The organism is Streptomyces sp. NPDC033180 (assembly GCF_055577645.1).
Map to the genome: position 1 here is coordinate 121,123 of NZ_JBVIPU010000018.1, position 11,851 is coordinate 132,973.

11 protein-coding genes are annotated in these 11,851 nt (G+C 69.7%); 8 read left to right on the plus strand and 3 right to left on the minus strand.

What is annotated here, in order from left to right; translation table 11 throughout:
- Positions 1–101 precede the first annotated feature (101 nt).
- A complete protein-coding gene (locus ACZ5WE_RS34030) occupies positions 102–812 on the plus strand; it encodes an aspartate/glutamate racemase family protein (RefSeq protein WP_467689800.1) in 711 nt (236 codons plus the stop codon).
- Between the two features lie 189 nt (positions 813–1,001).
- Here ACZ5WE_RS34030 and ACZ5WE_RS34035 read toward each other — a convergent pair whose 3' ends face one another.
- The gene (locus ACZ5WE_RS34035) at positions 1,002–1,985 is read right to left on the minus strand and encodes an RNA polymerase sigma factor SigF (RefSeq protein WP_467689326.1); all 984 of its coding nucleotides are present in this window, start codon (positions 1,983–1,985) and stop codon (positions 1,002–1,004) included.
- 238 nt (positions 1,986–2,223) lie between these two features.
- Between ACZ5WE_RS34035 and ACZ5WE_RS34040 the strand changes: the two genes are divergently transcribed.
- From ACZ5WE_RS34040 to ACZ5WE_RS34065, 6 genes are all read left to right on the plus strand, one after another.
- Positions 2,224–2,592 (plus strand): STAS domain-containing protein, encoded by a 369-nt coding sequence (locus tag ACZ5WE_RS34040; RefSeq protein WP_367042622.1) that lies wholly within the window; start codon positions 2,224–2,226, stop codon positions 2,590–2,592.
- 278 nt (positions 2,593–2,870) lie between these two features.
- Positions 2,871–3,389 (plus strand): ATP-binding protein, encoded by a 519-nt coding sequence (locus ACZ5WE_RS34045; RefSeq protein ID WP_467689325.1) that lies wholly within the window; start codon positions 2,871–2,873, stop codon positions 3,387–3,389.
- Positions 3,390–3,569: 180 nt separating this feature from the next.
- On the plus strand, positions 3,570–4,307 hold the full coding sequence (locus tag ACZ5WE_RS34050; RefSeq protein ID WP_467689323.1) for an LPXTG cell wall anchor domain-containing protein: 738 nt from the start codon (positions 3,570–3,572) through the stop codon (positions 4,305–4,307).
- A 106-nt stretch (positions 4,308–4,413) separates the two neighbouring features.
- Positions 4,414–5,394, plus strand: a complete 981-nt coding sequence (locus ACZ5WE_RS34055) for a hypothetical protein (RefSeq protein ID WP_467689321.1) — start codon at positions 4,414–4,416, stop codon at positions 5,392–5,394.
- Positions 5,391–6,614 (plus strand): hypothetical protein, encoded by a 1,224-nt coding sequence (locus ACZ5WE_RS34060; protein WP_467689319.1) that lies wholly within the window; start codon positions 5,391–5,393, stop codon positions 6,612–6,614. Before ACZ5WE_RS34055 ends, ACZ5WE_RS34060 begins: the two co-directional genes overlap by 4 nt.
- Positions 6,614–7,981, plus strand: coding sequence for a hypothetical protein (locus tag ACZ5WE_RS34065; RefSeq protein WP_467689798.1), 1,368 nt, complete (start codon positions 6,614–6,616; stop codon positions 7,979–7,981). The genes ACZ5WE_RS34060 and ACZ5WE_RS34065 overlap by 1 nt, the downstream gene beginning before the upstream one ends.
- 147 nt (positions 7,982–8,128) lie before the next feature.
- On the opposite strand, the gene ACZ5WE_RS34070 is transcribed toward ACZ5WE_RS34065, so the two are convergent.
- Positions 8,129–8,959: an alpha/beta hydrolase gene (locus tag ACZ5WE_RS34070; RefSeq protein ID WP_467689317.1), complete on the minus strand. Its 831-nt coding sequence runs from the start codon at positions 8,957–8,959 to the stop codon at positions 8,129–8,131.
- Between the two features lie 174 nt (positions 8,960–9,133).
- Positions 9,134–10,630 carry a peptide MFS transporter gene (locus ACZ5WE_RS34075; RefSeq protein ID WP_467689315.1) on the minus strand — a complete coding sequence of 499 codons (1,497 nt, stop codon included), beginning with the start codon at positions 10,628–10,630 and terminating at the stop codon, positions 9,134–9,136.
- Positions 10,631–11,107: 477 nt separating this feature from the next.
- Here ACZ5WE_RS34075 and ACZ5WE_RS34080 point away from each other — a divergent pair, with 477 nt between their 5' ends.
- Positions 11,108–11,785: a response regulator transcription factor gene (locus tag ACZ5WE_RS34080; protein ID WP_190083462.1), complete on the plus strand. Its 678-nt coding sequence runs from the start codon at positions 11,108–11,110 to the stop codon at positions 11,783–11,785.
- Positions 11,786–11,851: the final 66 nt, after the last annotated feature.

Below are 11,851 nucleotides of genomic sequence, written 5' to 3' on the forward strand. Positions count from 1 at the left end.
CTGGAGGGTGTTGATCACGGGCCCGCGGTCATCCACGGCGTGGCGCTGCCGACCTGAGGAGTGGCGGGGCAGGGTGCGACCCTGGCCCGATGAGTAGACCCATGAAGACCATCGGCCTCATCGGCGGCATGAGTTGGGAGTCGAGTGCCGAGTACTACCGGCTGCTCAACGAACTCGTACGGGAGCGGCTCGGTGGGCTGCACTCCGCGCGGTGCGTGTTGTACTCCGTCGACTTCGCCGAGATCGAGCAGCTGCAGGTCGCGGGGGAGTGGGAGCGGGCGGGGGATGTGCTCGCGCGTGCCGCCGAGGGGGTCGAGGCTGCCGGGGCCGATCTTGTGCTGATCTGTACCAACACCATGCACAAGGTCGCTGAACAGGTTCAGGCGGCCCTCTCCGTGCCTCTCCTGCATCTCGCGGACGCGACCGCCGACGCGGTGCTGCGGGGCGGTCTGCGGCGCGTGGGGCTGCTCGGCACCGCGTTCACCATGGAGCAGGACTTCTACCGGGAGCGCCTCGCCGCGCGGGGGCTCGATGTGCTGGTGCCGGACGTGGCGGGGCGCGCGCTGGTGCATCGGGTGATCTACGAGGAGTTGTGCCTGGGGGTGGTGCGTGAGGCGTCCCGCGCTGGGTACCAGAGGGTCATCGACGATCTCGTACGGGAAGGAGCCGACGGCGTGGTTCTCGGCTGCACCGAGATCGAGCTGCTCATCGGGCAGGAGCACAGCCCGGTGCCGCTCTTCCCGACGACTCGGCTGCACGCGGAGGCTGCGGTGGCGGCGGCGCTCAGGGCTGAGGGACCGCTCCAGAGCTGAGGGACCCTCCAGGGCTGAGGGACCGCTCCAGAGCTGAGGGACCCTCCAGGGCTGAGGGACCGCTCCAGAGCTGAGGGACTCTCCAGGGCTGAGGGACCCAGGGCCGGGAAACAGAACACCGGACGGGCTCTGGAATCGAGCCCGTCCGGTGATCGAGGACGAGAGGACAGCGAGGTCAACCGGCCGGGGTTACTCGTCGACAGTCAGCCCCTTGCGAAGCTTGACGAGCGTGCGCGACAGCAGTCGCGAGACGTGCATCTGCGAGATGCCCAGCTCTTCGCCTATCTCCGACTGCGTCATGTTGGCGACGAAGCGGAGCGAGAGGATCTTCCGGTCGCGCGGCGGCAGTTCGGCGATCAGCGGCTTCAACGACTCGACGTACTCGATGCCTTCGAGCCCGTGGTCCTCGTAGCCGATCCGGTCCGCGAGCGCGCCCTCGGAGTCGTCCTCCTCGGGCTGGGCGTCCAGCGAGCTCGCCGTGTAGGCGTTGGACGCCGCCATGCCTTCGACGACCTCGTCGTTGGAGATGCCCAGGCGCTCGGCGAGCTCGCCCACCGTGGGGGCGCGATCGAATTGCTGGGCGAGTTCGTCGCCCGCCTTGGCGAGGTCCAGTCGGAGTTCCTGCAGGCGGCGCGGGACGCGCACCGACCAACTCGTGTCGCGGAAGAAGCGCTTGATCTCGCCGACGATGGTCGGCATCGCGAAGGTGGGGAACTCGACGCCTCGGCTGAGCTCGAAGCGGTCGATCGCCTTGATCAGGCCGATGGTGCCGACCTGGATGATGTCCTCCATGGGCTCGCTGCGGGAGCGGAACCGGGAGGCGGCGAACTTGACCAGGGCGAGGTTGAGTTCGACGAGGGTGTTGCGGACGTACGCGTACTCGTGCGTGCCTTCCTCGAGAGACTCGAGGCGTTCGAAGAGGGTCTTGGACAGAGCCCTCGCATCCAGCGGGCCCACCTCGTCGAACGGCGGGATCTCGGGCAGGTCGGAAAGCCCTTCGAGGGCTTCCGTCTCCGCCACGGTGTCCGCCACGGCCGTCAGGGCCGGAAGTTCCTCCGGTGCGGCTTCCGTGCGGGGACCCGGGATCTCGGTCTCGATACGGCCAGGTGAGAGTGTCGACGTCGCTCGGTCAGTGCGCGATTCGTCGAGCCGGGGTGACATGGTGTCCTCCATCGTTCTCGGCATATGGCTGCCGATGCCAATACGTGCACTGCGGTGTGCGGCGCCTCCAAAGCCGTCCGTGTTGATTACTGTCTCTTCTACCCCTACCCGGTTCCACAGCCCGGTCGCAAGTGCGTTGTGCTGTGAAATGTCCGTTTCCGGGCGGATGTTCGGGTACCCGAGGGCGTGTGGAAGGCGTAATGTTCAGGGGCGTCATCAACAGCCACGACGGTCGGAAGTGAGTGACGGAATGGACCGCGGGACAGTCGGTAGCGCGCATCGGGGCCGACTTCTGGTCGAAGTCCGGGCCGAGGGCCCGAGCGTCGTCGTGACTCCGGTGGGTGAGTTGGATCACCACACCGCCGATTTGTTGCGTGAGCCACTCGAGGCCTGCCTCGACGACGGCTTCTCGCGACTGGTCGTCGACTGTTCGCGTCTGGAGTTCATGGACTCCACCGGACTCAATGTCCTACTGGGGGCCCGGCTCAAGGCCGAGGCCGCGGGAGGTGGGGTGCATCTGGCAGGGATGCTGCCGGTGGTGGCCCGGGTCTTCGAGATCACCGGAGCCGAGGCCGTCTTCACCGTGCACGAGACGCTCGCGGAGGCGTTGGCCGACTGACCGGAGTCCTCCTGACGGAGCGTACTCAAGAGTTACGCGTCAGTTGCCTCTGTGTGATCATCGCGTTACCAGCGTCACACAGGTCGCGTCGAATAAGTGGGTGTTCTCACGGTTCGGCCGGGCAGGAGACACCCTGGATCCGTAGACAAGCGGTCCGCGAAGCAAACGTTGCCAAATCAACAGCAGGAACGGCCGAGCAGCCGATGATCCCTCTTGGAGTCCCGCTACTTGTCCAGTTCCTTGTCCAGAGTCCTCCTTGTCGGTGAGGTGAAGCGCTGATGAGCACCACCCGGCCTTGCTCGCCGGGCGACCGCGGCCCGGAGTACGAGGCCGTCGTCGCGGCCGCTCCCGCGGACCAGGCCGCCTCAGCGGCCACCGGCCGTCAGGGGCGGCAGGTCCGCAGGCTGAGCCTGAACGGCGCCAGCGGCATCGTGCCCCTCGCCCGGGACTTCGCGCGCCAGGCGCTGCAGGCGTGGGGCTGGCTGCCCGCGGCGGGCGCCGATCAGCGCGCGGCAGCGGAGGACGTCCTCCTCGTCGTGTCCGAGCTGGTGACCAACGCGTGCCTGCACGCCGAGGGCCCCGACGAGCTCTGGATCTCCTCCGACAGCAAGGTGCTGCGGATAGAGGTGTCCGACCGCGGCCCCGGTCAGCCCGCGCCCCGTACCCCGCACCGCGCCGGCCGGCCCGGCGGGCACGGGATGTTCATAGTCCAGCGGCTCTGCCTGGACTGGGGGGTCGTCCGCACCCCGGGGGTGTCGGGCAAGACGGTGTGGGCCGAGCTGAGTGCGCCCGTGTAGGGCTCGCTCAGCTCCCCCTTGGGTTACCCACGGTTCATATACGCGCCGGATCACTGAGGATCCGGCGCGTTCTTTGTCTTCCCTCGGCAAGGCCCCGGGCGTACCTTGAGCGCCCAATCTGATGTGCCGTCAGTAAATCCGCACCGCGGCACGCCACGACCGGCATGAGGGGAACTCGAGGTGTCGTACCAGAAACGAAGGGCCGCGCTCGCGCTTGCCACGGCCTTGGCCGGCGGCTCGGCGGTGCTGATGGCCGCCCCCGCCGCGCAGGCCGAGGTCCAGGACGTCAACTACCAGTGCAAGACGCCCATCGGGAACAAAGGCGCGGTCTCGCCGATCGATATCAAGAGCGTGAAGAGCGGCAGCGGCTACAAACTCACCATGTCCTTCCAGAAGGGCGTCTCCTCCAGCCCGGTGGAGCTGGGCAAGGGCGCCATGAAGCCGAGCGCGCTCATCAAGCTGGGCGGCGCGGAGAGCGGCACGGTGCCGGTGTCCGGGGCGCCCAACGACAAGGCGATCCCCGCCAACACCCCGATCAAGATCAGCGACCTGTCGGGCACGTACACGCCGAAGAAGAGCGGCAAGGTCACCTTCACCGCCGGTGTCCTGACCATCAAGGCGCTCGGTACGACGACGACGTGCACGCCGTCGAACAGCCCCAAGCCCTCGCTCTCGCTGGACGTGAAGGGATCAGGCGGCTCAGGCGCCACGGACGGTGGCTCCGGCGGAGGCGGATCGAGTGACGACGGCGGCTCCGGCGGCTCGGACAGCGCCCCCTCGGGCGGCGAGGAGCTTCCCCAGACAGGCCCCGCGGACTCCGCCATCGCGCTCGGCACCCTCGGCGGCACGGTGCTGCTCGCGGGCGCGGCGGGCGCGCTCTGGCTGACCCGCAGGAACCAGGCGGCCCGGTCGCGCTAGGCGCGGTGCGCGGCGTCGCGGGGACGCGGTGACCGCGCGCGCCCCCGCCCGACCACCGCGTACGCGTACGACGCGTACCGAGCGTACGAAGATCCAGGAGCCGCCGATGCCGTCGCTGCTGTCCGTTGCCCGTGCTCTCACCGTGGCCGTGGCCTTACTGGCGACGGGCGTGGCGCCGGCGACTCCGGTGTTCGCCGACGACTCCGGAGCGTGGTCGCTCGCGCCCTCCGCGGGAGGAGGGACGCGGCCGGCGAAGGACGGGCGGCCCTATTTCTACGTGGAGGGCACGCCCGGCTCCGTCCTCGAGGACACGGTGACGGTCACCAATCCGGGGTCGAAGCCGCGCACGGTGGAGCTGAGCGGCGCGGACGCGGACAACACCAAGGGCGGCGCGTTCTCGCTCGATCGGGGCAGGCCGAAGGACACCGGTTCCTGGATCACGTTCGCCCGCAGCAAGGTGAAGGTGCCGCCGCGCACCCGCGCCGAGGTGCCGTTCAGCGTGAGCGTCCCCGAGAGCGCGGTGCCCGGCGACCACCCTGGGGCGATCGTCGCGCGGGAGGGTGGCCGTGACGCCGGGGTCCGCGTACATCTGCGGGTGAGCGGTCCGACGCTGTCCGCGCTCACGGTCGAACGCGTGAAGGCCGAGGGCGAGCGCATCTCGTACGACGTCGTCAACCGCGGCAACACGATCCTGACCCCCAAGCTCAAGGTGCGCGCGGAGGGCCTCTTCGGTCCGCTGCTCGACCGGGAACCCCGCACGCTGGGCGTGGAACTCCTGCCAGGCCGCAGCATCACCCTGACGGAACCGTGGACGGACGCCCCCGCGCTCGACTCCGTCGACGTCACGCTCACGGTGACGGCCGCGGGCGGAGCCCACGACAAGGCGACGGCTTCGGCCCGCTTCGTGCCGTGGGGAGCGGTGGCGGGGGTGGGGGCCGGGGTGCTCGCTCTGGCAGCGGCGGGCGTCTGGTTCGTACGCGGACGCAGGGGCGCGGGCGGGAGCGCGCCACCGGATGAGGAACCCGAACAGGGCAGTACAGCGCCGGAGTTGGCGGGAGTGGGGACGGCAAAGGGAGAGCAGCTGTGAACGGCAACCCGTTGTGGGCACATCTGCGGTACACCGCCGCAACCGCCGTCCTGGCGGCACTGGCCTTCCTGCTGCTCCCGGCGGCCGCAGGACAGGCCACAGCCGCCGAGAAACCGACGGTCACCCTCTCCAAGGCCCAGGCGGGCAAGGGCGGCGACATCACCGTCAAGGGCGAGGGGTGGCGGAAGAACGCCCTTGTGATGATGCTGGTCTGCGGCCAGTCCACCCCGGCCGACGGCGTGCCCGGCGGCACGAACTCCTGCGCCAACGACACCGGCCGCGCCGTGACCACCGACGGCAAGGGAGCCTTCAGCAAGAAGCTCCCGGTGGCCGAACCCCCCAAGCCCTGCCCCTGCGTGGTCCACGTGGCCACGGTCACGGGGGACAAGGCGCAGGCGGACGCCGCCTTCAAGGTCGCGGGCCACCCCGTGAAGCCCCTGCCCGAGCAGCAGGGCGGCGGGAAGCTCTCCGTCCTCACCGACACCCGGCTCGAAGGCTCCAGCGGCGTACTGACCTGGTTCGGCGCCCCGCCCTCCCGCAAGTTCGTCTTCACCGTGGGCAACGTCGGCTCGGCCCCGGTCAAGGACCCGGTCTTCCAAGTGGGTACCTCCCACGGCGTGTTCGCCCCGCAGTGGGAGGAACAGCAGTGGCGCGGCACCATCGCGCCGGGCAAGAAGGCCCAGATCAAGCTGCCGGTCGAGCTCTCCGCCGGCGCGCACGGCGACTACCTCGTCTCCCTGAAGTTCGGCGGCAAGGTCCTCGCCGAGCAGCCCTGGGGCGTCGGCCGCCCGTGGGGCGTCACCGTCTTCTGGATCCTGCTCTGCGTCGTCGTACCGGCCGCTGTCTTCCGCATCGGCATGGCGGTGGTGGACAGGCTCCGCCCGAACCGCCGCCGAGGGGGCCGCGGCTCGCGCCCCGCGGGGCGCCACCGCACCGGCAGGATCGCCGAACTGGCCGACCGGCTACCGAAGTTGCGGCTGCCCCAGGGGGCGGTCGCGGCGGACGAGGCGGCCCGTACGCCACGTACGAAGCCGTCCCGGGACTCCGGCAGGTCCGGCACATCCGGCTCATCCGGTACGTCCGGCAAGGGCGCTGCCGCGAACACGGGCACGCTCCCGTGGTTCACCCCTGACACAGACCCCGGCGCCGGGACCGCACCCGCCGCCGGACAGCTCTCCGCACCGTCAGAGAACAGCCCGACGACGAAGGGAAACACGTGATCAGCACACGACGGAGAGCGGGCGCGGCCTCGGTCTCGCTGCTGCTCGGCGGAGCGGGCGTCCTGCTGGGCGCGGGCCCCGCGCAGGCGGCCGAGGTGGCGTACAAGACGGAGTGCATACCGCCGCCGATCTCGGGTCTTCCACCGGTGCAGGGCACCACGAAGGTGGAGATCACCGCGCCGGCCACCGCGAAGGTGGGCGACGAGGTCGAGGTCGTATGGAAGACCACGGAGGCCGCGTCCAAGAACCCGGACATCCTCGACCTGGACAAGGACACGGTGAAGCCGACCGGCACCATCAAGCTGGGCGGCGCTCAGAGCGGTGACCTGGCGGTGGCGGGCGAGCGCGTGAACCCGCCGATCAAGAAGAACAGCCCGATGATCCTGTCCGACATGAAGGCCAAGCTGAAGCTGACCAAGGCGGGCGACGTCACGCTCACGCCGGGCGCGTACGACATCAACGTCAGCAAGCCGATGTCGACCGACACCAAGTGCACGCCGAAGGAAGAGGTCAAGGCGGGCGCGACCATCAAGGTGACGGATGGCGGCGGCAGTTCGGGCGGCACGGCCTCGGGCGGCAGCACTTCCGGTGGCAGTACGTCGGGCGGTTCCACGTCGGGCGGGTCCACGTCCGGTGGGTCCACGACCGGAGGTTCCGCGTCCGGCGGCGACACGGCCGGTGACACCGGCGGCTCCACCGGTGGCGGTGGCGACGACGGGGGCAAGACCGACTTCCCCGGCAAGGAAGTCCAGACCCCCTACAAGTGCAAGACGCCCATCGGCGACAAGGACGCCACGTCCCCCGTGCAGATCAACGCCAAGAAGGACGGCGGGAACTACGGCCTCACCGTCGAGTTCAAGAAGTCCGTCATGGACAGCCCCGCCGACATCCCCGCCGACTCGGTGAAGCCGTCGATGGAGGTCAAGCTGGGCGGCGCGGACAAGGGCACGGTGCATGTCGAGGGCCCCACCAACAAGGAGCCCATCAAGTCCGGCGACCCGATGACCATCCCTGACCTGACGGGCACGTACAAGCCGGGCGCCGACGGCAAGTCGACGCTCTCGCCCGGCGTTCTCACGGTCAAGGCGCTCGGTACGACGACGACTTGCACGCCGTCCAAGGCGGAGGTCTCCCTGGAGATCGACACGGCTGCGCAGCCGGGCGGCGCGGCCGGCGGTTCGGGTTCTGCCGGGGGCTCCGGCTCCGCCGGGGGTTCGTCCTCGACCGGCGGCGGCGGTGACCTCGCCGAGACCGGCGCGGACGACAACGGGGCGTTGCGGGCGCTTGGGCTGGTCGCGGGCACGGTGATCCTGCTGGGCGGCGCGGTGTTCACGTTCCTCCCCGGGCGGAGGCGCGGCCTGCGCTGACACGCCCGAAGGGGCGCGGGGAACTGCGCGAGCAACCAGAGACGACCCGCACCGGCCGATGGTGCGCGCCTCGCAGACGCGTCTGCCTGCGGCGCCCGTCCGGCGGGTGCGGTCCGTCTTGGGTCGCTCGCGCAGTTCCCCGCGCCCCTACAGGGCGCCCCGCAGCCACCGCAGCACGGTCTGGGCGAAACCCGGATCCCTCAGGAGCTCGCCCCCGTGGGCCGTACCCGGCTCGATGTGTACGGTCACGTCCCGCGAACCCGCCACCGTCTGCGCGCGGGCGAGTTCCGTGGAGTGGGCGACCGGGACGAAGTCGCCCGCCGAGTGCGTGAGGTACATGGGCGGGTCGTCCGTGCCCGACGCGTGCGACTTGGCGGCGAGATCCTTCCACCGCTTCCAGCACTTCTGGTCGGCAGGGTTCGGGGAACACCCCGCGAGCAGCTCCGCCGTACCCCGCAGCTTGCGCTGCGCGGGCGACGCGGCACGCAGCCCGCCGTCCTGCCAGGCGCGGAAGGGCGAGGCCACGGGGGAGAGCGCCACCACGCCGCGCATCCGCTTGCGTCCCGCGCCGTACGCCCCGGCGCTGACGGCGAGGTGCCCGCCGGCGGAGGATCCGAGCACCACGGGTGTACCGCCGCCGCGCCGCTTGATCCACCGCAGGGCCGCCAGGACGTCGTCGCGCTGCGCGGGCCAGGCGGCATCCGAGGCGAGCCGGTAGTCGGTGTCGTACACGGTGAACCCGCGGTCCGCGAACCACCGGGCCCGCCCGCTCCAGTCGGTGTCCCGCACCCAGGAGCCGCCGTGCAGGATCATCAGGGCGGGGTGCCCGGACCGGTCGCCGTACACGGTGATGTTCTGCCGCGGGTGCTCCCCGTACGAGAAGGTCTGGCCCGGCAGTGGTCTGGGTGCGGCCTCGACGGCGGCACTGGACGACAGCAACGCCACACACAGGGCGAGGGTCGGCAACGTACGTCGCATGGCCAGATGCTGCACCGCGCGGCCCCGCCACCGGCACAGAAACGTTCCGCGTCACCGCCACGGGTTAGTGAACGATCCTTTGTTCGCGCGAGTGGACGAACGAGAGGGCCGCCGCACCCTCAGGTGCGGCGGCCCTCTCGTTCGTCCTTCAGCCCGCTGGGGGCGTGACGGACGTCAGTTCACGGAACCCATCAGTTCCTTGACCTTCTTGCGGTTCATCCAGATGCCGAAGCCCGCGATGACCGCGATGATCGCCTCGACGGCGACCGCACCCGAGTTGTTCAGATCGATCCCGAGCTGCGGGGAGGTCAGCAGACCGGTGACGGAGTCGCCCGCGGTGACCGCGAGGAACCACACACCCATCATCTGGGCGGTGTACTTCGCCGGGGCCATCTTCGTGGTGACCGAGAGGCCGACCGGGGAGAGGCAGAGCTCACCGACGGTCTGGATGAAGTAGATCGACACCAGCCACATCGGGCTGACCTTGCCGCCGTTGCTCGCGGTGTCGATCAGCGGGATGAGGAAGACGAGGAAGGAGATGCCGATCAGCGTGAGGCTGGAGGCGAACTTGACCGCCGTGCTCGGCTCCTTGCCCCGCTTGTTCAGCCACAGCCACGCGGAGGCGACCACGGGGGCGAGCGCCATGATGAAGATCGGGTTCAGCGACTGGTACCAGGAGGTCGGGAAGTCGAACCCGAGCAGGTTGTTCGTCGTCGAGTGCTCGCCGAAGATCGACAGGGTCGAGCCGTTCTGGTCGTAGATCATCCAGAAGACGGCGGCGACGATGAAGAACCAGACGTAGCCCGACAGCTTGGACTGCTCCAGGTCCGTCAGCTCCTTGTCGCGCTTCATGCGGACCAGGACGGTGACCGGGATGACCAGACCGGCGATGGTGAGGGGCATCAGGGCCCAGTCGGCGAAGTTGCCGGTCACACCGAGGAACGAGTAGAGCGCGACCGCGACGATCAGCCAGATCAGGCCGTTGCGCAGGGCGGAAGCGCGCTGCTGCGGCGTCGCCGGCTGCGAGACGACGCTGCTCTCCGCGCTGAGGTGGCGCGAGCCGAGCATGAACTGGCCGAGGCCGAGGGCCATGCCGATCGCGGCGAGCGCGAAGCCGAAGTGCCAGTTGACGTTCTCGCCCACGGTGCCGATGGTCAGCGGGGCGAGGAAGGCGCCCACGTTGATGCCGATGTAGAACAGCGTGAAGCCACCGTCGCGGCGCGGGTCCTCCGGGCCGTCGTAGAGGTGGCCGACCATCGCGGAGATGTTCGCCTTCAGCAGGCCGGAACCGAGCGCGACGAGGCCGAGGCCCGCGAAGAACGTCGCGGAGCTCGGCAGGGCGAGCGTGATGTGGCCGAGGATGACGACGATGGCGCCGATGGCAACCGTCTTCCGCGGTCCCCAGAAGCGGTCCGCCATCCAGCCGCCGGGCATGGCGAGCAGGTAGACCATCGACATGTAGACGGAGTAGATCGCCGTCGCCGTCGTGGCACTCATGTTCATGCCGCCGGGGGCGATCAAGTACAGCGGGAGCAGTGCTTTCATGCCGTAGAAGCTGTAGCGCTCCCACATCTCGGTCATGAAGAGTGTGGCCAGTCCGCGGGGGTGGCCGAAGAAGGTCTTCTCAGAGCCGGGGGTACCGGCGGAGTCCTTCGTCAGGCTGGACGCCATGGGTCGATCCTCGTGGGTTCGGGACGCGCGGCAGGAGCGTGTGCGCGCCCGGTGGGGGGCGGTCGGCACCGGGGTCGTACCGTCCACACCCCCACGCCCGGGGGGAGTTTCGCGCTCCGTGTCGAGGAAGGCGCTGGTACGGCGACTCCGGGATCCACGCCCTGGCGCATCATCACGCTCAGGGCCCGACCACAGGTCATTCCTTTCAAGGCTGGCAGAAGCCGGCCCGCACATAAAAGAGACCTAAGGGCCGCACAGCGGGCCAAAGGTCCTTGCATAGTGCATCAGGCGTTGGGTCACCATACGCCACGACAGTGCGGCATATGGAAGGACTTGAGAGATGGATCACAGGTTACTACGGAACCACCGGCCCACATTTAAAGGTGATCCTCAGGATCGCACCCCATAGCCGCAGGGGTCGACCATCAGCGGGTGATCACCCCACGACGCTCTTCCGGCGCGGACTACCATCACCCCATGACCCGTGTACTGCTCGCCGAGGACGACGCGTCCATCTCGGAGCCACTGGCCCGTGCCCTGCGCAGGGAGGGGTACGAGGTCGAAGTGCGTGAGGACGGCCCGACCGCCCTCGACGCCGGGCTGCAGGGCAGCGTCGACCTCGTCGTACTTGACCTGGGGCTGCCCGGCATGGACGGCCTGGAGGTGGCCCGCCGCCTCCGTGCCGAGGGGCACACGGCGCCGATCCTCATCCTGACCGCACGCGCCGACGAGGTGGACACCGTCGTCGGCCTGGACGCGGGCGCCGACGACTACGTCACCAAGCCCTTCCGCCTCGCCGAACTGCTCGCCCGCGTCCGGGCCCTGCTCCGGCGCGGCGCGGCCGAGCCGCAGCAGGCTCCGGCCACGCACGGCGTGCGGATCGACGTCGAGTCGCACCGCGCCTGGATGGGCGAGGAGGAGCTCCAGCTCACGGCCAAGGAGTTCGACCTGCTGCGGGTCCTGGTCCGGGACGCGGGCCGCGTGGTCACCCGCGACCAGCTGATGCGCGAGGTCTGGGACACGACGTGGTGGTCGTCCACCAAGACCCTGGACATGCACATCTCCTGGCTGCGCAAGAAACTGGGCGACGACGCGGCGAACCCGCGGTACATCGCCACGGTGCGGGGCGTCGGCTTCCGCTTCGAGAAGAGTTAGGGGCGCCCCGTCAGGGGCGCGGGGAACTGCGCGACCAGCCACAGCGGCGCCGCACACGCCAGTTCC